Genomic DNA, 19,887 nt, shown 5'->3' on the forward strand with positions numbered 1-19,887 from the left:
TCATCAAGCGGCCGGCACGACGGCCGCCCGCAGGACGTCGAGCACCTCCGACGGGTCGCAGCCGTAGAGGCCCGAGCCCGACGCCGAGTTCGCCTCGACGACCGCGGGGCCGACGCCCCTCACGACGCCGGCGTCAAGCACGAACGCGGCCGGGAGGTCCAGGGCGGGATCCGCCAGGAGCCGATCGACCATCGCGCCCGTCGCCGCCCACGCGTCGGGCTCGACGATCCAGTCGTCGCCCTCGCGCGCCAGGGCGCCGCCGAGCCAGTACGGCGACCAGGCGCGGAGACGGCGGTCCCGGATGAAGCAACGGAACTCGGCCTCCCACTCGACCGGTTCCGACGCCAGCACCGGGTCGTCGTCGGGCATGTCGGGCAGATCCGCCCCCGAGGCGTAGACCCGCGGCGAGAAGATCTTGCGATTGGGCGGCTTCAAGAACGCGGGCCCCGCGAGCCCCCGCGCCTCCGCGGCCGTCATCAGGCGGAGTCGGCGGCCCAGATAGCGGTCGGGCAACCGGATGAGGAAGTCCTCGGGCGGCTCGACCACCGACAGGCCGAGTCGTTCGGCGACCGCCTCGGCGAAAAGCGGCTCGGCATGCAGGACCGGCTCGTCGGGCGCGAAGTCCTCGGGAGGCCGCCAGCCGGCCAGCCGCATCACGTCCCAGCCGAGGGCGATCGCGGCGCGTCGCAGGGTGATCGAATCGTCGGAATAGCGGGGAGATAGGATCAGGGTCGGGATCATCTCATTCCTCCGATCTCCCAGACGGCCGGACTCGCCCTCATGTTCGCGGGAGTGCCCGGGCCGCGGTTTGCAGGAGGAAGGAGGAGGACCGACCGTGGGACGCCCCCGCTCGAAGCCGCCGCCCGAGGACCCCGGCCTCGCAATGATCGCGGGGTGAGTTCCAACCGGGCCCATCCAGGATATCATAAGGCCGGCGATCCAGGCCCGTTCTCGTCGCCCCGGCCCGGCCGGCCATCGATCACTCGACGCTCGTCTGGCGGAGGCTTCCTGCGTGGGCAACTTCTACGTCAACTTCTCGGTCAAGGGCGCCGATCCGCGCAAGGTCGCCGACGCCCTGGGTCGGGCGGGCCGGCGGGCGATCGTCACGCCCGTGCAATCGGGCTTCGTGGTCGCCTACGAGAAGGAGGCCGACACCCAGGCGACGCGGCCGATCGTCGAGGTGGGGGCGATGCTCTCCCGCGAGCTGGATCGGACCGTCCTGGCCGTGCTCAACCACGACGACGACGTGCTCTTCTACTGGCTGTTCGCGGAGGGCGAGCTGGCGGACTCGTACAACTCCGACCCCGACGCCTTCAAGGAGGAGGAAGGGACGCCCCCGCTGGGGTCGGGCGACGCGGCCAGGCTCTGCGGCCTGCTGAGGGCGGGCGCCGATGCGGCGGCCGTCGAGGCCGCCCTGCGCGGGAACTTCGTGTTCGCGACCGAGCGTCACGAACGGCTCGCCGAGCTGCTCAACCTGCCCGCGTGGTCCGTCGGCTTCGGCTACGAATACGTCGATGACGGCGAGCTGGAAGGGGAGATGGACGTCGAGCAGCTGATCCACGTCGGCGGCGACAGGCCGGGGTGAGCCTCGCTCGCGGGCGCGTCGCGGCGGCGGACGAACATCACCCGCCGGGGCTCACGCGGGCGACGATCGCGGTCAAATTCGGCTCGTCCCAGGCCAGGACGTCGCCGTCGCGCAGGTGCGTATCGCGGTCCAGCGACATGTCGACCTCGACCCCGGCGACGGTCCTGAGGTGGAGGTGCTCCTCCTGCGGCCGGACCGGGTCGAGGTCCAGGTCGTCGATCACGGCCCCATCCAGCAGTTGGGCCCAAGCCGGATCCGCAGCGTTGCCGAGCGGCCTCTCTACGTGGATCATCGGTGCGTGCTCCCCCGCCAGGTCGGCGTCTGCAGAAGAAAACGATGTGTTTGGATGCGTCCGACGCGGCCGCGCCGATGCGCCGACCGGCCTCGTCGGACGATCCAGCTAAAAAGGATTCACCTGCACGTCGCGCGCCATGGCACGCTGATCCGGCGTCCGGACGATGTCCGATTCAGAGGTGTAGCTCGAACCATGCTCGGGCCAGCTTCGCGACCTGCTCCAGCGCGCCGGGCTCCTCGAAGAGATGACTCGCCCCGGGGACGACCTCCAGTGCGACGGGCCCCTTCATCCGGGCCATCGTCCGCCGGTTCATCGACAGCACCGGAGCGTCGGCGCCGCCGACGATCAGGAGCGTGGGAGCCTGGACGCAGGCGAGCGAGGCGTCGGGAGTCAGGTCGGGACGGCCGCCGCGCGAGACCACGGCCGCGACCTCGGGCCGTTCGGCCGCCGCCCCGAGCGCGGCGGCCCCGCCCGTGCTGGCGCCGAAATAGGCGACCTTCAGGCCGCGCGTCTCGGCGCGAGCCTCGACCCACTCCGTCGCGGCCACGAGCCGGCCGATCAGCAGGTCGATGTCGAAGCGGAGATGGCCGGTGTGGCGTTCTTCGAACTCCTCGGCCTCGGTGAGCAGGTCGAACAGCAGCGTCGCCAGCCCGCCGGCCTGCAGGCATTCGGCCACGCGGCGGTTCCGCGTGCTGCGTCGGCCGCTGCCGCTGCCATGGACGAACAGGACGACGCCCCGGGCGTTCTCGGGGACGGCGAGGTCCCCTTCGAGCCGCACCGAGCCGAGGTCGATCTGCACGGAGGTCGGGATGAGCCCCTGGGTCGACGTCTCATTCATGGCGAACCTCTCCTTCCCCTTCCCTTCGTCCGCGATCCGACGGCCCGGGATCCTCCGCCGCCCGCCGGAGGAGGTCGCACACCTCCTCGTCGGTCGTCTGCGAGAAGTCGCGGTACCAGAGCCCGACCGCATGGAATGGCTCCGGGGTGCGGGCGCAGACCATCTCGTCGACGTCGCGGCCGAAGTCGTCGCGCGTCGACCGGGCCGCGACGGGCACGGCGACCACGACCCGGCCCGGCCCGCCGCGGCGCAGGGCGGCCACGGCCGCGCGCATGCTGGCCCCGGTGGCCAGGCCGTCGTCGATCAGGATCACGGTCCTGCCCCGGACGTCCGGCGCGGGTCGACTCCCCCGGTACTCCCGCTCCCGCCGTCGCAGCTCCTCCGACTCCTCCGCAGTGATCGCTTCGACGACCTCGGGCGCGATGCCGAGCCCCTCGACGACGTTGGCGTTGAGCAGGCGGACGCCCCCGGTCGCGATCGCGCCGAAGGCCAGCTCGGGCTGGCCGGGCGCGCCGAGCTTGCGCACGAGGAACACGTCGAGGGGCGCGTGCAGGGCCCTCGCCACCTCGTACGCCACCGGGACGCCCCCGCGCGGCAGGGCCAGGATCAGCACGTCGAGCCTCCCGGCGTATCGCGTCAGCCGGGTTGCGAGGACGCGGCCGGCGTCCCTTCGATCGCGATACGTTTCGCGCGTCATCGCCCGCCTCCCTCGCCCGACGAGTCCGCCGCCGCGAGCGGCGGCGCGGACGGGACGGAACCCAGGCGCTCAAGCCGGCCGGCAGGATCGGGTCGACGCCGTGACGCGGCCGGCCGCATCCTCTCGCCGGTCCGGGACCGGCTTTCCCAAGCACGACGCCCCCACGATACCCCCTCCCGACGTCTGTGCAAATGCCGGGCCCCGCGCCAGCCCGAATAGGGCGGCCCGGGGCGATCGTCAACCGAGGAGGGAGCCGACCGCCCGCGACGTCGCGGGGAAGGCCCGGAGCAGCGCCCGGGCCGCCTCGACCTCGGGGGGATTCGGCGGCGACGCGGAATGCGACGCGGGCGTCGGTTCCGCCTCAGACCAGGTTGTGGAGAGTCCCATGGCGGTCGCGAGGGCGTCCGTCGTCGCCGGGTGGGCGGCGAGCAACGCGGCCGCGGCCCGTTCGGCGGGGCCACTCGCGGCGCGGGCCGGCGCGGGCGAAGCGACCTCGAAGTCGGGCTTCTCGGCCTCGGAGCGATTGCGGTTCCAGGGGGGCGTCCAGGCCGCGAGGGCGTCCAGGCCGCTGGGGAAGACGGCCGCCGCCTCCTTGACCAGGACCGGCAGGGCCGCGTCGGCGTGGGGGCGGAGCATCCTCAGGAGCTTGGGCATCCAGGGCATCAGCAGGCGGTCGGGGAGGCGTTCGAACGCCTTGCTCAGCAGCTCGACCGTCAGGCCGCCGACCAGCGGCGTGAACACGAGCGCGAGGAGCAGGCCTTCGAGGTACTCCGGGAGCGCGGGGAGGGTCAGCTCGTTCTCCGTCAGGGCGTCGAACCGCGCGCGGAGGGAGGCGACGTCGCGGAGGCGGAGCACGCACTCGGCCGCCCACAAAAGCGCGAGCTTGGGCGGGTCGGCCGTGACCGGGCCCGCCTGGCGGACCGCGATGACGAGCTGGCTCCGCTCGCAGCCCAGCGAGAGGGCCAGGCTCTCCAGGGTGAAGATGAACTGGAGCATCGCCGCCAGGTCGCCCGGCTGCACGCCCCGGTCGGCGAAGGCGTTGGGCAGCATCGTCGCGTAGTGGGAATACCCCGTCGTGACGAACCGCCGGAGCCAGGCGGGGAGCCCGGCCGCGGTCGTCCGGTAGTAGTGGACGAGCCGGGCGATCCGCGCGTGGATCTCGCGCGCCTGCCGCGCGTCGGGCTCCTTCACCAGCAGGTCGACGGCCCGATCGCCCAGCTCCTCGACGAGCCGGTCGCTCTTGAGGAACAACAAGCCGTCCTCGGCCGCGCGGAGGGCGTCGACCGCGTTCGCGTCGGGGCCGAACGCCGCCTTCTTCAGCCGGCGTTCCAGGACGTGCTCGACCGTCACGCCTTCATATCCGAGCTGGATGACCTGCCCCTGGTTCTTGCCGATCGCCAGGTCCCAGCTCTCTTGCCGGGGGACGTGCCCGAGCAGCCGCTGGCCCATGATCGGCCGCACGACGCCGGGCGGCATCAGGTACAGGAGCTTCCAGAGCAGGTCGGAACACGGCAGCAGCTCGGGCGACTTGCGGAAGTCCAGCAGGGCGCGCTGGATCGTCCGCGATTCGAGCGCGATCGGCAGCGGCGCGAGCCGGTCGTAGACGTCGCGGGCGAGCGGCGGCAGCGACTCGAAGCCGATCCGGCCGACCCGGTCTCCGCCCAGGAGGATGTCGCAGAGGCGGCCGACGTCGCGCTTGCCCGGCACGACGTCCTTCTCGAGGCAGGTGATCGCCGCGTCGCGGAAGTCGTACGGCGTCGGGTGCCGGCGGTTGCGCAGGTTCGCCAGCAGGACGGCCGTCTGGTAGGTCGCGATGCCGTCGGCCGTCGACGCGAGGTAGCCGTCCTTGCGGGCCAGCTCGACGATCCGCACGCAGTTCTTGAGCAGCTCCTCCTCGTCCGACTCGACCTGCGCCGGCGGCCCCTGGAGGTAGTCGAGTAGGCGGCCGGGCGCGGCGCCGGTCTCCAGGGGGGGCGGGGCCGCGGCCGCGACGGCCTTGACCTTCCGCTTCGGCTTCGCCGGGGCCTCGGGCTCGGGCACCGCCTCGGGCGCGGCGGCGTCGCCGTCCTTGCGCGCCCGCTTCTTCTCGGTCGGCTTGAGGGCGAACGGCTTGAGCGAGTGCCGGGCCAGGCTCTTGCGCCAGCGGGCCTCGGCGAGCGTCACCGCGCCGCGGGGGTGGCCGAACTGGTGGCAGATCGCGCTGTAGCTGCTGGGGAGCAGGCCGTAGAGCCAGGTGGTCGGCGTGCTCGGGGGGACGTCCCAGACGGCGTCGGTCGCCAGCCCGAACTCGGCGACGCGGCTGGCGGCGTGGGCCGCGCCGCAGACGTAGAGGGCGTCGCGGGGGTCGACCGAAGAGGCCCGCAGGTCCTGCTTGATGCGCGTCCACATGTGGCGCTCGCGAAGCTCGTCGGAGCGGCGGTCGCGGTCGGTGGTCCCCAGGCGGCGGAAGAGGCTGCCGATCAGGAAGAGCACCTGGCGGTAGGCCGGATAGCCGGCGTCGACGACGGCCTCCTCGACGTACTGGTCGTACCACTCGCTGAAGTGCTGGACGCGGGCGTTCTTCAGCAGGACCCGGCGGAAGACGTCGAACGTGGGGGCGAGCGAGCCGATCTCGACGCCGACGGCCGAGCCGTGCATGCCGGCCTCCTCGTCGTCGGAGCCGGGCTCGTCGGGGACGGCCTTCTCCAGGGCGTCGGACTCCTGGGGCATCCACTGGAAGACGTGGTCGGCCGAGCGGTCGACGAAGACCAGGTCCGTCCCCGGGTTCTCGAGCGCGTAGGCGATCGCCTGGTACTCGGCCGAGAACTCGGTGAGCGGGCAGACGAGGCTCAGCGGCGCCCAGGCCGCCGGGAAGTGCTCGGACGACGAGGCGAACGCCTGGAGGGCGACCGGCGCGCGGCAGTCGCGGAGGCCCTCGATCACCGGCCGGAGGTCCTCGCAGCACTCCAAGAAGATCGTCCGCGGCGGCCGCGCCGCCAGCCTTCGCGCCATGTGCAGGGCCGACGACGGCGAGTGGTGGCAGACCGGGAAGATCTCCAGGGGCTCGCGGAACGCGCGCTCGACGTCGTCGACGAGGCCGCCGAGGATCGCGCCCAGCGGCCGCGCGTCGTCGGCGAACGCGCCGGCGGCGGCGAGGAGCTGGTCCCGCAGCGGCGCGAACGAGACGGGGAGGTCGTCGGCGGGGTCGGCCGGCCGGGTCATGGCGTCACCTCATCCCTTCCAGCGCGTCCTTGCCCGCGGCCTCGAACGGGTCCCATGGGCCGCCTTCCTTCTTCGCCCGCTTGGCGACCCCGGCGTGCCAGAACTTGTTGAGGATCGAGACGTCTTCCGGGATGCGCCGCACCAGCGTGCCGACCAGCGAACGGGCCAGCACGCCGGGCGCGAGCGAGCCGTCGCCGAAGAAGCGGCCGTGGAGGATCGCGTCCTCCAGCACGCCGATCTGCTCGGCCGTCGAGAGCGCGCTCTCCAGCCGGTCGTCCTCGGACGTCGCGGACGCCGCGGCCTCGCGGAGGTCGGCGAAGGTCTGGAGCAGGATGTCCAACAGCGCAGGCGGCGTCTCGACCTCGAACCGGTTCCGGGCCAGCAGTTCCTTGGTCCGGAAGAGCACGATCTCGCGCTCGGTCTTCTTGTCGGTGACGACGGGGATCTGCACGAAGTTGAACCGCCGCTTGAGGGCCGACGACAACTCGTTGACGCCCCGGTCGCGGGCGTTGGCCGTGGCGATGATGTTGAACCCCGGCCGGGCGAAGACGACGTCGTCTCCCTTCAGCTCGGGGATCGAGACGTACTTCTCCGACAGGATCGAGATCAGGGCGTCCTGCACGTCGCTGCTGCACCGGGTCAGCTCTTCGAACCGGCCCATCAGGCCCCCCTGCATGGCCGTCATGATCGGCGAGGGGATCAGGCTCTCGCGCGACTGGCCGGCGGCGATGACCATCGCCACGTTCCACGAATACTTGACGTGGTCCTCGGTGGTGCCGGCGGTCCCCTGGACCACGCGCGTGCTGTCGCCGCAGACGGCCGCGGCGAGCAGCTCGGCGAGCCAGCTCTTGCCCGTCCCCGGGTCGCCGATCAGGAGCAGGCCCCGGTCGCTCGCCAGCGTGACGATCGCGCGCTCGACCGTGCCGGGGTCGCCGAAGAACTTGGGCCGGATCTCGCGCTCCAGCCGGTCCGACGGCGACGAGCCGAGCACGAACACCCGGACCAGCCGCGGCGAGAGCCGCCACGACGCCGGCCGCGCGTCGCCGTCGACGGAGCGGAGCCATGCCAGCTCCTCCGCGTACTTCGCCTCCGCGGGCTCGCGGAGGATCTCGCCCGCGCCTGCGGCCGCGGGCTCGGTTTCGGCTTCCGATGCGGCCGACTTCGCCTTGGACATGGCTCGACTCCGGTCGGGTTACCTGAGCTGCTTCTTGAGCTCGACGATGAGCTTCTTGATGTTGCCGGTGAGCACCGGCAGGCCGATGCCCTTGAGCTGCTTGCGGAACCACTCGTTGACGCTGAAATACCCCTTGCCGCTCACCGAGCCGACCGGGATGAAATGGACGCCCGACTGCTTGACGGCCTTGATCATCTCGAACAGCGGCCGGTCGTTCTGGAACTCGTAGAAGTCGGAGATCCAGACCATAGTGGTGCGCCGGGGGTCGAAGATCAGGCCGCGGGCGTGGAGCATGGCCTTGGGCCCGTCGTTGCCCCCCCCCAGGTCGGTCCGCATCAGCGACTCGAACGGGTCGGCGGCCCAGGCGGACAGGTCGATGACGTTGGTGTCGAACGCCACGAGCGAGACGACCACCCGCGGCAGGGTCGCGAAGATCGACGCCAGGATCGCGCACTGGACCATCGCGTCGACCATCGAGCCCGACTGGTCGACTACGACGATCAGGTACTTGTTCAGCGACTTCTGCGCGGTGCGGCGGTAGAAGAGCCGGTCGACGTAGAGCCGGCCGTCTTCCGGGTTGTAGTTCGGCAGGTTCTTCCAGACGGTCCGCTTGAGGTCCAGGTTGCGGTAGACCCGCTTGGGGGGGACGGAGGCGTCGATCTCGCCGGATTTGGCGCTGAAGACCTGGCGCTTGAGGACCGCCGCCAGGTCGTCGACGTACTTCTTGATGAGCCGCCGGGCGTTGGCCAGGGCGGGCCCGGTGAGGTTCGACTTGTCGCGCAAAAGCTGCTCCACGAGCGGCAGCGTCGGGCTGAGCTGCGCGGCGAGGCGGTCGTCCTTGAGGACCTCGCGCAGGTCCATGCGCTTGACGAGGTCGCTCTCCATCGCGACCAGCTCCTCGCGAAGCTGGTGGTCGTCGACCCGCGGGGCGTTGCCGCTGACGCCCGCGCCGGAGCCGCCGGCCACGGGAGCCCCCGCCCCGCCGCCGCCCGGGCGCAGGCTCCCCGGGCCCATCCCCATGCAGCGCTCCAGGGCGGCGACGTCCTGGCACCACTGGTTGTACTGGGCCGCGGTGCAGTTCGGCGAGCGGGTGTTCGGGCCGAAGACGTTCAGCAGCAGCTTGGAATAGGCGAACGTGCGGCGGAGGTCCGCGTCGGCGTCGGCCGGCGGCGGCTCCGTCCCCTCCGGAAGCTCCTGGATGCAGGCCTGGACGGCGTCGAAATCGGGCTTCACTTTGGGGTGGCGGTGGATCAGGACGTCCACGCCGATCCCGGGGTCGAGGATCGCCCGGGGGAGGTCGAGCCGGTCGGCCAGCTCGACGGCCGTCGCCTCGAACGCCGCGCCGGCCTCCTCCAGGCCGCTGGTCGCCGCGAGGAGCCGCCAGTAGAGCATCTGCCGCTGGTTGAGCGCGACCGGGTCGGGCATCGACCACCTCAACTTTTCCGGAGCAGCCGGCCGGACCGCTCCTTCAGGACGTCGAGCGCGGGGTTCTTGAGCTTCTTCCGCCGATCCGCGAGGTCCTCGCCGCTGATCACGTATTTCTTCCGCGTCCCCGCGCAGAGGGGCTGGACGCGCCAGCCGCCGCGATCGAAGCGCAGCAGCCCGATCAGCTCGGCCGCGTCCGCGACGATTTCCGCGGTCAGCTCGCTCCCGTCCGGGAGGCGTTCCCAGGCGATCGGCAGCCCGTGGCCGGCGGCGAGCCGGACGGGCTCGGCGATGTGCACCGGGTGGCGGAACAGCGCGGGCGGCGGCGGCAGGGCGGTCAGCCGGTCGGCGGCCGCGAACGGGTCGGCCCCGCCGGCGACCCCGGGCGGCGAGCGGAGGATCAGGTCGCCGTCGGCCCGCAGCTCGGCGTCCGCGATCTTCAGCGTCTTGCGGCCGTCGAGCGCCTGCAAGATCGGCCCGGCGACCGGCCCGAAGAGGTCCCAGGCCTCGGCCCCGGCGAGCGCGTCCACCTTGTAGCCGGAGAAGGGCACGCGAACCGTCCGCGGCTCGCCGTCGTCGAACAGGCCGTAGAGCACGGCGCAGAGGAAGTTCTCGTGCGCCTGGACGTCCAAGCCCAGCGGCGTGAGGACGCCGGCCGCCTCGCGGAAGGTCGACGACCCCGGGGCCTGGTGGGTCCGGATCATGGCCGCCGACCACAGGTCGCCCCAGCGGAAGGCGGGCAGGGCCGGCTGTTTCGAGGTCGGCGCGTATCGGATCAGCTCGTTGCTGAAGCCCGTCAGCAGGGCCGCCAGGCCGGTGAGGTCGGGGTCGGCCTGGAGGTTCTCCAGGGTCGCCGCGAAAGGGGCCACCGAGGTCTCCTCCAGGTGCTTCAGGCCGGCGATCGCCAGCTCGGAGAGCCATTGCTGGACGCTGGCCAAGAGCGCGGCCGAGCCCCCCGGCGGCGGGGGCGGCGGCTCCTCGGACGGCGGCGAGGGCCTCCCCAGCGCCTCTCGGGCCTGGGCGACGAGCGCGTCGTAAGCGGCGCCGAGGAGGGCGACCCGCGCCGACGCCAGCGCGAGGAACGACCGCGCGACGAACTCGCTGCGGCCGACGGCCGCGACGGCCTCCGCCACCGCCGCTCCCAGCGGCGAGCCCTCGAAGACGCCGACGAGGGCCCCCAGCCGGTCCCGGTGCTCGTCGCCCAGTCGGGCGAAGCCGTGGATCAGCGCCTCGTCGAGTTGCTCGACCAGCCCGAGGGCCTCGTCCACCCCCGGCGGCGGCGTCGTCGGCGCGCTCATGACACGAACCATCCCATCTCCAGCACGGTGCCCGGCCGCGACGTCAACTCGCAGTAGCGCAGGTAGTTCAGGAACCGGCTGAAGACGACCCCCGGCGACTCCTTCCGCTCGGCCCCCCGGAGCGCCCCGAACAGCGCCGGGGCGTCGTCCGCCGTCGCCACGTCCGCCACCCCGAGGTATGCGGCCACCCGCGCCGCGCCGAACTGGAGGATGGCCTCGTCGACCATCTCGCGGATGTGCTTGCAAGGGCCCCCGCCGAGGCCGCCGCACGGCCGGTTGTTGTTCGTGCAGCAGTAATAGTCGCCGCCGGCGGCGACGAACGAGACGTAGACGCGGTCGACGTCCGACCCGCTCGAGACGACCCCCTGCACCCGGCCGCCGGCCAGTTCCACGAACGGCACGACCTTCACCGTCCGCCGCCCCGCCGGGACGACCCCCTCGACGACGCTCGCGCGCTCCAGCATGGCCATCCTCGCTGCGAGGATTCTTACGCCCGGCCGGACGCCGCCGTCCGACCCGGATGTTGGACTATTGAACAGTACACCTCTGTCGGAATCAAGGGCCCGGAGCCGGTCGTTGCTTTTCGTCATCGCGGACCCTCGCCGGGGCGAGGTGGCGGCCGAGGACCGTCAATCGGCCGAAGCCTCCCGACGGGTCGCGGCGCGGCCGCGAAATGATCAGAATAGATCCCGGCCCCTCGACGTTCGACGGGGGACCGACGCGCCGGGCCTCGTTTGATGAAGGGGCTCGGTCCCATTCTCCGCGTCTCTCATCGGCGGCGACGACTCGTCAACCAAGATCCTGGAGAAGGAAAGGGCGGCCCCACATGAGACCTCTCCGCGGACGTTCGTTCTCCCTTCGGCCGGCCCGCACGGCCGCTCCCGCCGCCTGGATCGTCCTGGCGGCCCTGTCGCTCTCGAACGCCGGCGCGGGCGCGAGGGCCCAGGCCCCGCCCGCCGCGTCCAGCTACGACCAGCTCGCCCCGGTCCTGCTGGGCAAGGAGACGTTCCAGGACGTCGTGGCCCGGGACAAGGCCGAGAAGGCCGCCGTCGCGGCCCGCCACAAAGCGCTGCTCGAATCGCGGTACGACCTCGCCCCCCGGCCCGACCCCGCGCTGCGGATGTCGCGCGGCAAGCCCGTGCAGGTCGGGCCGACGGCCCGGCTCGCCGAGGGGACGACCTGGGAATCGCTGGCCGCGACCTCGCCGGAGGACGTCCGCTCCAGGGGGATCTTCCCCAAGGGCTACCTCCCCCTGCCCCACCCCAAGCACGAGGTCGGCGGCATGGTCTTCCCGCAGAACCAGCTCAAGGCCTTCCCCAGGCTGGAGCGGTTCGACCTCGACTTCGACCTGCCCGACCACTTCCTGCCCGAGTTCCCGCCGGCCCTCTACCTGACCAGCCGCTCGGACCTCGGCGACGTCTCGCAGGGCAAGGTGATCACGGTCGACAACTTCCAGCAGATCTTCGCGGGGATCCTCAATTCCAAGGACCTGGAGGGGATGCGGCTGCTCGTCACCCAGTTCCCGCAGCAGCAGTTCAACGCCACGGCCGACCGCAAGACCGAGAACCCGCTCGGGATGCAGGGGGTCGCCTGCTTCGACTGCCACGTCAACGGCCACACGTCGGCGGCGACCCACCTGGCGGGCGACATCCGGCCCCAGTCGCATCGCCGCCGGATCGACACGACCAGCCTGCGCGGCCTCAACGTCCAGCGTCTCTTCGGCTCGCAACGGGCGCTCAAGACGGTCGAGGACTTCACCGAGTTCGAGCAGCGCGGCGCGTATTTCGACGGCGACCAGGTGTCGGCCGCGGCCAAGGGGGTGAACCCCCTGGAGCGGGGCAGCCAGGTCCACTTCATGGCGGAAATGCAGGAGCTGATCGATTTCCCCCCCGCCCCGGGCCTTGACGTCTTCGGTAGAATCGACGCCCGGAAGTTCGGCCCCGACACCCCGGAGGCGCGCGGCCAGGCGTTGTTCACGGGCAAAGCCCAGTGCGCCGCCTGCCACCCGGCGCCCTACTACACCGACGGCTCGATGCACGACCTGAAGGTCGAGCGTTTCTACCAGACCCAGACCATCAACGGGCTGGTCGCGACCCGCCAGGGACCGATCAAGACGTTCACCCTGCGAGGGATCAAGGAATCGCCCCCGTACCTCCACGACGGGCGCCTGCTCACGCTGGAAGACGCCGTGGAGTTCTTCAACCTGATCCTGGAACTGCACCTGACCCCCGGCGAGAAGACCGACCTGGTCGCCTTCATGAGGCAGCTCTGAGCTGCGTGGCAGACCCGCCCCGGAACCGAAGGAGAGCCGATCGATGTCGGACGAGGATCGCCGCCCCGAGGAGACCCCCACGACGCCCGCGGTCGGATTCGGCCCCAACGCGGGCGGGGCCTTTTCCCAGGAGGACTACCACCACCCGGCCGCCGGGTGGGGGGCCGCGATCAGCGTCGGCAAGGTGCTGGTCAAGCAGCGCGAGGTGCTCGACGGCGCCCGCGTGGTCTTCGACATGAACCACGAGAACGGCGGCTACGACTGCCCCGGATGCGCCTGGCCCGACGACCGCCACGGCCTGACCATGGACATCTGCGAGAACGGCATCAAGCACGCCACCTGGGAGATGACCAAGAAGAAGGCGACCCCCGAGTTCTTCGCCGCCCACACGGTCTCGGAACTCGCGACCTGGACCGACTTCGCCCTGGAGGACGCCGGCCGCCTGACCGAGCCGATGCGGTACGACGCCGCGTCGGACAAGTACGTCGCGGTGACGTGGGACGAGGCCTTCGCCCTGGTCGGGAAGCACGTCCGGGGGCTGGGCGACCCGAACCGGGCGGCCTTCTACACCTCGGGCCGGCTGAGCAACGAGGCGACCTTCCTGCTCCAGCTCTGGGCCCGCGAGCTGGGGACGAACAACCTCCCCGACTGCTCGAACATGTGCCACGAGGCCAGCGGCCGGGCGATGCAGGCGGCCATCGGCACCGGCAAGGGGACGTGCGACCTGGTCGATTGGCAGAAGACCGACTGCCTGATCGTGATGGGCGTCAACGCGGCCTCGAACGCGCCCCGGATGCTGACCTCGCTGGCCGAGGCCTACCGCCGGGGGGCGAGCATCGTCCACATCAACCCGCTCGTCGAGGCGGCCGCCCGCAGGACGATCGTGCCGCACGACATCCTGCGGATGGCGACCTTCCAGTCGACGAAGACGAGCACGCTCAACATCCAGCCCCGGATCGCCGGCGACCTCGCGCTCATGCGCGGGATCGCCAAGCACCTGTTCGAGGCCGTCGCCGCCGACCCGAAGGCGATCGACCACTGCTTCATCGAGAACCACACCTCGGGCTTCGAGGCCTACCGCTCGCGGGTCGAGGCGACCTCGTGGGCGGAGCTGGAGCGGCAGTCCGGCGTGCCGACGGCCCGGATCCGCGAGCTGGGCGAGGTCTACCGCAAGGCGCGGGCGGCGATCATCGGCTGGTGCCTGGGCGTGACCCAGCAGGAGCACGCCGGCGACACGATCCGCGAGATCGTCAACGTCCTGCTCCTACGGGGCAACATCGGCCGCGAGGGGGCCGGGCCCTGCCCGATCCGCGGCCACTCGAACGTGCAGGGGAACCGCACGTGCGGGATCGACCACCGGCCCGGCGAGGCCTGGCTCGCCCGCCTGGATCAGGCCTGCGGCATCACCTCGCCGCGGGCCCACGGCCTCGACACCGTCCGCGTGATCCCGGCGATGGCGCGCGGCGACGTGAAGGTGTTCGTCGCGCTGGGCGGCAACTTCGCGCTAGCCGCCCCCGACCCGGCCTACACGTTCCCGGCGCTGCGGAACTGCGACCTGACGGTCCAGGTGAGCACCAAGCTCAACCGCAGCCACGTCGTCCACGGCCGCGACGCCCTGATCCTGCCCTGCCTGGGGCGGACCGAGAAGGACCACGGCGCGACCGGCCTGCAGGGGATCACCGTCGAGGACTCGATGAGCATGGTCCACCTCTCGTTCGGCATGAAGGAGCCGCGCTCGCCGCACCTGCGGCCGGAGCCGGCGATCATCGCCGGCATGGCCGCGGCGTCGCTGACGGGCACGAAGACCCCCTGGTCCGTCTACGCGGGCGACTACGACCGGATCCGCGACACGATGGCCGAGGCGATCGAGGGCTTCGAGGACTTCAACCGCCGCGTCCGCCAGCCCCTGGGCTTCCGCCTCAAGCAGCCGGCCCGCGAGCTGGTCTTCCTGACGAAGACCGGCCGCGCCGAGTTCTCGGACGTCCCGCTGCCCGACGCCGTCCCCGCGCCCGGCCGGCTGATCCTGGGCACGATGCGGTCGCACGACCAGTGGAACACCACGATCTACTCCGACGACGACCGCTACCGAGGCGTGAAGAACCTGCGGACCCTCGTCTTCATGAACGCCGACGACATGCGCGAGCGCGGGCTGGCGAAATACGACCTGATCGACGTGACGAGCTTCGCGAAGGACGGCTCCACGCGGGCCGTCCGCGGATACCGGGCGCTGCCTTACGACCTGCCGCGCGGGTCGGCCATGGGCTACATGCCCGAGCTGAACGTCCTGTGCCCCATCGGCGACTACAGCCCGCAGAGCGACCAGCCGCTGATGAAGCACGTCGTCGTCGAGGTCGTCCCCTCGCGCCTCGCCGCCCCGAGGTCGGAGGTCTAGATGAAGCTGCGACTCAAGGGGAACTCGATCCGCGTCCGGCTGGATCGCCGCGACCTCCAGACGCTGCTCGACGAGGGCCGCGTCGAGGACGCCCTGCGGTTCGGCCCGGCTCGGGCCTTCTCGTACGCCGTGGAGCTGGGCCCCGCCCCCCGCGAGCGGCCGACGGCCTCCTACGCCGCCGACCGCCTCACGATCCGGATCGACCCCGAGGACGCCCGCGCCTGGCGACTCGGCGGCCGCGTCGGCTTCGACCACGCGCAGGCCGTCGACGGCGGCGTCGTCCGCGTCCTCCTGGAGAAGGACTTCGCGTGCCTCGACCGCCCCCCGGGGCAGGAGGCGGACGACGCCCACGCCTTCCCCAACCCGTCGACCTCCTGCTAGCGAGGCCGCGCGGCGACGCGAGGCCGACGATCGAAGTCCGAAGGCGGGCGCCGCCGGCCCGGGGGGATCACGTTGCGAGCCCGACCTGAAGCGAAACCGAAGCATCGCCTGGCCGCCGGCCTGGTCATCGAGGCCGCGAGGCACCTCGCCGAGCGCGTCGAGCGCCGCCTCCCGGGGACGACCCTGGCGGCCCTCTCGAAGGAGCTGACCGAGATCGCCGTCGCGACCGAGGAACGCGGGCGGAAGGCGAACGAGCCGATCTTCGTCATCCGGGCGTTCTCCGTCCTGGCCAGCGGGCTGGTGTTCCTGGGGCTCTGGTTCCTCGCCCGCCACGTCCACACGAAATGGGCGTTCGGCACGATCACCGAGGTGTTCGAGGCCCTGAACGCCGGGTTCAACCTGCTCGTCCTGCTCGCCGGCGCCCTGTGGTTCTGCGTGACCCTGGAGGCCCGGATCAAGCGCAAGGAGGCGCTGAGCTTCATCGGCGAGCTGCGCGAGTTCGTCCACGTCATCGACGTGACCCAGCTCTACTACACGCCCGACCTCTACCGCTCCGTCTCCGGCGGGGGGACCGGCAACCCGGCGATCGACGAGGTGTACCTCCTCTACTGCACGCAGATGCTGACGGTCATCGGCAACCTCGCCCCCCTCTACACCCGCGGAGCCCCCGACGACTCGATCTTGCGGGCGTCCTCGGAGGTCGAGATGCTGGCGATCGCCATCACGACCAAGCACCTCTCCAAGGCCGAGACCGTCCGCTCGATGGGCCGGGAACAGCCCCGGCCGGCCGCCTCGTAGGACGAACGCGGGCCCGGAGGGCCGGATGAGGGGACCATGATCGTCACCTCACCGTCGACCGAGCGGCCCGCCGCCGCCTCGGATCGCGAGGCCGTCGGCCCGGGATGCGAGGCGACCGGCGTCGGATGACGCGCCCATCATCCGCCGCTGCGCGGCGCCTTCTCCCACGAAGGGGAGAAGGACGTCTCGCCCCACCCCGCTCGGACGGGGGACTTCAGGGCGAGGTCTTCAGATAGACCACGGCGGCCCCGGCGAAGGGTGGCTTCAGCGTGCGGATCGCCCCACCCTCGACCGGCTCGCCGGGGGTGATCCGGCCGGTGGTCGGGTGCATCCACTCGACGACCAATCGCCCCTTCGCCGCCGAGACGTCGATGGTCGCGGGGCCGCCGTCGGGCAGGTAGGCCAGGTATTCCCGGCCGGGGACCGCCAGGGCGAAGCTGGTCGAGACCAGTTCGCCGGCGGGACGGCTGGCCGCGAGGTCGATGCGCGAGGCGTACCGGCGCGCATGGCCCATCGCCCGGCGGCAGGCCTCGGCGTCCCGCACGCCCACCCCCTGGGCGGCGAGGATCGGCGTCCACGCGGGGTCGTCGTAGGGATCCATGAACAGGATGTTGTGACCGCGAAGGAACGCCTTCCAGACCCACTGCGGGTCGCCGCCGACCCCGAAGACGTGGTCGGTGTCGAGCAGGCTGACCTTCCGACCGTCGACCGCGCGAGGGTCGATTTCGAGGTCGGGCCAGTCCTTCGATCCCGGCGAGAACCAGTCCGCCGGGCTGGCCGTCATCTCGTCGTTGCTCTCCGAGCCGTGGCCTGTGAGCCCGACGGGGTGCTGCCTGGGCCGGGTCTTCTCATGGGCGTGCACGGCGTCGACGACGAACCAGTCCCAGTTCTTGTCGCCGCCCTCGTTGGTCACCTCGTAGAGCACGTTGTCCAGGTCGTTGAGCGTGTCGACGACCTTGCGGATGTAAGCCGCCTGCCGCTCGCGGACCTGGGGGTCGTCGAGGGCGGGGCCGCTGTCGCCGTGCTTGTTGCCGTTGAAGCGCTGGACGTTGTTGTCGGGATGGTACGGGTGGCCGCGCCAGGGGGTCCCGCCCAGCCAGGCCTTGGACGCGCTCCAGCCCTGGAAGAGCATGACCGAGACGTAGATCCCCCGCTCGCCCGCCTGCCGCACCCGCGTCCGAAGTCGATCGAAATACGCCTCGTCGAACCGGGAGAGGTCGAATCGCGGCTTGCCGTCGAGGGCCGTCCCCGGGCCCGTGCGGGCGTACGGATTGGGCGCGATGAACCAGTCCGCGGGATTGGATCCCTTGCCGTCGGACCAGGGCGCCCAGCGGGCCTGCTCCCAGGCCCACAGCCGGATGACGTTGTGGTTGCGCTCGCTCAGGAAATCGAGATAGCGGGCGAAGTCGAACGGCGGCGACGAGCTTTCGGGGCCCTGATCCTGGAGGTTCGCCCAGGTGTGCGATCCCGTCAGGAAGACCGCCCGGCCGCTCGCGTCGGCGAAATAGCGAGGGTTGCTCGGATGGACTTTCAAAGGCCCGGTCGCGGGGCCGTCCGCGGCGGCGAGGGCCGGCGACAGGAATGCCGGGCCCAGGGCGAACAGCCCGATCGTGAGCCATTTCATCGACTCGGCCCTCGCGAAGGAATGCGATCTCTCCGTCCCGGACCGCGGCCGCGCCGCATGGAGATGAATTGGACACGCGCCGGGGGGCGGTGTCAAAGGGGACGTCCCGGCGGGCGACCGCGGCGGGACGCCGGGCCTTCGGGCTCGCTCCGCGTCTTGCCTCACCTCCTACGATCAAGTCGGGGGAGCCGACCTCGGCCCGCGGCGGGCGATCCGACGATCTCCCCGATCTCGAACCCGGCAAGGAGCATGCTCCCATGGCCCGTCCGAAAGAGATCGCCGGCGTCTCCATCCCCGACGGCGCGCTGGCCGTCGAGGCCGCCGAGCTGGTGCGCGACACCGAGTCGGACCTGCTGTTCGACCACTCGCTGCGCGTCTATTTATTCGGCTCGCTGCAGGGCCGTCGGCTCGGCCTGACATTCGACCCCGAGCTGCTCTACATCGGGGCCCTCTTCCACGACATGGGGCTGACGGAGAAGTACCGCAGCCCGAAAGAACGCTTCGAGGTGGACGGGGCCAACGCGGCGCGGGAGTTCCTCCGGCGGCACCAGGTGCCCGAGGCGTCCATCGACGTCGTCTGGGACGCCATCGCCCTGCATACGACGCCGGGCATCCCGAAGTGGAAGCCGCCCGTGGTGGCGCTCGTCGCCGCGGGCGTCGAGCTGGACGTCATCGGGCTCGGCTACGACGACGTCTCCGCCCAGGACCGCGACGCCGTACTGGCGGCCTTCCCGCGCGTGGACTTCAAGCGGAGCATCGTCCGGGCCTTCGCCGACGGCATCGCCCACAAGCCCGAGACCGCCTTCGGCAACATCAAGGCCGACGTGCTGGAGCGGCTGCTGCTCGGCTACGTCCGCCCCAACTTCTGCGCGATGATCGACGCGTCGCCGTTCCCGGATTGAGCCTCGACCTCGACGGCCGTCAACGGCCCGGCTCGGAGTCGCGGTAGAGGCGGGCGAGCTCGACCATGATGGGTTCGAGGCGGGCGTAGTACTCGTCGGCGGCCAGCGAATCCTTCTTCGCGAGCAGGTCGGCGGCGTCGCGTTCGAGGCGGTCGCGACGCTCGCGGACCTCGGGGGACATCCGCCGGTCGCGGTCGTTGGGGACGAGGTGGAGTTGGTGCGCGCGGGCGCCGTCCAGGGCCGAGCCGCCCGCGACCCGCCGGGTGGCGCGGACGCCGCGGAACCAGTCGGCCGGCGTGCCCATCCGGTCGCCGTTGTCGTCGAGCAGGGCGTGCTCGGTGGCCAGACGCGACTTCGACCGGTAGAACTCCTCGGTCCGGCCGCCGGCCGTGAGGAAGGCCTCCAGCAGCGAGACCTGGCCGTCCTTGTCGAGGTCGGCGCGGGGGTCGGCGATCGACTCGGCGAGTTGGAGGCCGAAACGGGCGTAGTTCTGCTCGTCGCCGCTCCGCGTCGCGGTCGCGACGACGCGGCCCGGGGCCGACAGCGCGTTGAGGAACGGCCCGCTGGCCGACGAGCCGTCGAGGATCGCGAGCGGGCGGGCGGCCGGCTTGAGCCAGGCGGCCAGCTCGGCGGCCGAGACGTCGGGCCCGCGGAGGTTGAACCGGGCCTCGCGGCCGTCGAACGTCCCGTGGCCGATCATCACGATCCAGAGGGCCTCGCGCCCGGCCGTCGCCCGCTCGGCGAGGGCTTTTTGCAGGGCGTCGCGGTCGGACGGGCCGCCCTCGACGGGCTTATCCAGGCCGATCCCCAGGAACTCGGCCGGGGCCTTCGCGGCGGCGGCCTTCCAGGCGTCGGCCGCGCGGCGGAAGTCGGCGGCGTACTCGGGCGTCCCGGGCGCGCCCACGACCACGATCACCGAGGGGCGGTCGGACTCGGGGCCGGCCAGGGCCAGGCAGAGGGTCATCGCGAGGAGCGTCGGCATGGCGTGCACCGGGGTGGGGTTCG

Annotated in this window: 17 protein-coding genes; 6 read left to right on the top strand and 11 right to left on the bottom strand. The window is 71.7% G+C overall.

All coding sequences use genetic code 11. The features are described 5' to 3' along the window. Positions 1-3: 3 nt before the first annotated feature. On the bottom strand, positions 4-741 hold the full coding sequence (locus tag PZE19_RS11135) for an ATP-grasp domain-containing protein (RefSeq protein WP_277860688.1): 738 nt from the start codon (positions 739-741) through the stop codon (positions 4-6). Positions 742-1,012: 271 nt separating this feature from the next. Between PZE19_RS11135 and PZE19_RS11140 the strand changes: the two genes are divergently transcribed. Continuing rightward, complete coding sequence (locus PZE19_RS11140) at positions 1,013-1,585, top strand: hypothetical protein (RefSeq protein ID WP_277860689.1); 573 nt, start codon at positions 1,013-1,015, stop codon at positions 1,583-1,585. Positions 1,586-1,622: 37 nt separating this feature from the next. Here the strand turns inward: PZE19_RS11140 and PZE19_RS11145 are convergent, their stop codons facing one another. The 8 genes from PZE19_RS11145 to PZE19_RS11180 all read right to left on the bottom strand — a co-directional run bounded on the left by PZE19_RS11145 (position 1,623) and on the right by PZE19_RS11180 (position 10,977). Continuing rightward, the gene (locus tag PZE19_RS11145; protein ID WP_277860690.1) at positions 1,623-1,877 is read right to left on the bottom strand and encodes an urease accessory protein UreE; all 255 of its coding nucleotides are present in this window, start codon (positions 1,875-1,877) and stop codon (positions 1,623-1,625) included. A 175-nt stretch (positions 1,878-2,052) separates the two neighbouring features. Beyond that, positions 2,053-2,718 carry a dienelactone hydrolase family protein gene (locus PZE19_RS11150; protein WP_277860691.1) on the bottom strand — a complete coding sequence of 222 codons (666 nt, stop codon included), beginning with the start codon at positions 2,716-2,718 and terminating at the stop codon, positions 2,053-2,055. After that, the gene (locus PZE19_RS11155; protein WP_277860692.1) at positions 2,711-3,415 is read right to left on the bottom strand and encodes a phosphoribosyltransferase; all 705 of its coding nucleotides are present in this window, start codon (positions 3,413-3,415) and stop codon (positions 2,711-2,713) included. Before PZE19_RS11155 ends, PZE19_RS11150 begins: the two co-directional genes overlap by 8 nt. Positions 3,416-3,652: 237 nt before the next feature. Further along, positions 3,653-6,616, bottom strand: a complete 2,964-nt coding sequence (locus tag PZE19_RS11160; RefSeq protein WP_277860693.1) for a DUF5682 family protein — start codon at positions 6,614-6,616, stop codon at positions 3,653-3,655. A 4-nt stretch (positions 6,617-6,620) separates the two neighbouring features. Next, on the bottom strand, positions 6,621-7,724 hold the full coding sequence (locus tag PZE19_RS11165) for an ATP-binding protein (protein WP_438269987.1): 1,104 nt from the start codon (positions 7,722-7,724) through the stop codon (positions 6,621-6,623). Between the two features lie 84 nt (positions 7,725-7,808). Beyond that, positions 7,809-9,215 carry a vWA domain-containing protein gene (locus PZE19_RS11170; protein ID WP_277860695.1) on the bottom strand — a complete coding sequence of 469 codons (1,407 nt, stop codon included), beginning with the start codon at positions 9,213-9,215 and terminating at the stop codon, positions 7,809-7,811. An 8-nt stretch (positions 9,216-9,223) separates the two neighbouring features. After that, positions 9,224-10,513: a hypothetical protein gene (locus tag PZE19_RS11175; protein WP_277860696.1), complete on the bottom strand. Its 1,290-nt coding sequence runs from the start codon at positions 10,511-10,513 to the stop codon at positions 9,224-9,226. Beyond that, positions 10,510-10,977 carry a hypothetical protein gene (locus PZE19_RS11180; RefSeq protein WP_277860697.1) on the bottom strand — a complete coding sequence of 156 codons (468 nt, stop codon included), beginning with the start codon at positions 10,975-10,977 and terminating at the stop codon, positions 10,510-10,512. Before PZE19_RS11180 ends, PZE19_RS11175 begins: the two co-directional genes overlap by 4 nt. A gap of 362 nt (positions 10,978-11,339) precedes the next feature. Between PZE19_RS11180 and PZE19_RS11185 the strand changes: the two genes are divergently transcribed. The 4 genes from PZE19_RS11185 to PZE19_RS11200 all read left to right on the top strand — a co-directional run bounded on the left by PZE19_RS11185 (position 11,340) and on the right by PZE19_RS11200 (position 16,356). Beyond that, complete coding sequence (locus PZE19_RS11185) at positions 11,340-12,785, top strand: cytochrome B6 (RefSeq protein WP_277860698.1); 1,446 nt, start codon at positions 11,340-11,342, stop codon at positions 12,783-12,785. A 43-nt stretch (positions 12,786-12,828) separates the two neighbouring features. Next, positions 12,829-15,177, top strand: a complete 2,349-nt coding sequence (locus PZE19_RS11190) for an FdhF/YdeP family oxidoreductase (protein WP_277860699.1) — start codon at positions 12,829-12,831, stop codon at positions 15,175-15,177. Then, entirely contained in the window at positions 15,178-15,558 is a 381-nt protein-coding gene (locus tag PZE19_RS11195; protein ID WP_277860700.1) for a DUF7009 family protein, read from the top strand. It begins immediately after the preceding gene. A 72-nt stretch (positions 15,559-15,630) separates the two neighbouring features. Continuing rightward, positions 15,631-16,356 (top strand): hypothetical protein, encoded by a 726-nt coding sequence (locus PZE19_RS11200; RefSeq protein ID WP_277860701.1) that lies wholly within the window; start codon positions 15,631-15,633, stop codon positions 16,354-16,356. A gap of 214 nt (positions 16,357-16,570) precedes the next feature. Here the strand turns inward: PZE19_RS11200 and PZE19_RS11205 are convergent, their stop codons facing one another. Next, positions 16,571-17,980 carry a DUF6298 domain-containing protein gene (locus PZE19_RS11205; protein WP_277860702.1) on the bottom strand — a complete coding sequence of 470 codons (1,410 nt, stop codon included), beginning with the start codon at positions 17,978-17,980 and terminating at the stop codon, positions 16,571-16,573. Positions 17,981-18,237: 257 nt separating this feature from the next. Here PZE19_RS11205 and PZE19_RS11210 point away from each other — a divergent pair, with 257 nt between their 5' ends. Beyond that, entirely contained in the window at positions 18,238-18,882 is a 645-nt protein-coding gene (locus PZE19_RS11210; protein WP_277860703.1) for an HD domain-containing protein, read from the top strand. Positions 18,883-18,901: 19 nt separating this feature from the next. On the opposite strand, the gene PZE19_RS11215 is transcribed toward PZE19_RS11210, so the two are convergent. After that, a complete protein-coding gene (locus tag PZE19_RS11215) occupies positions 18,902-19,864 on the bottom strand; it encodes a hypothetical protein (RefSeq protein ID WP_277860704.1) in 963 nt (320 codons plus the stop codon). Positions 19,865-19,887: the final 23 nt, after the last annotated feature.

The sequence above is a fragment of the Paludisphaera mucosa genome (assembly GCF_029589435.1).
In the GTDB taxonomy this organism is placed as follows: Bacteria; Planctomycetota; Planctomycetia; order Isosphaerales; family Isosphaeraceae; genus Paludisphaera; species Paludisphaera mucosa.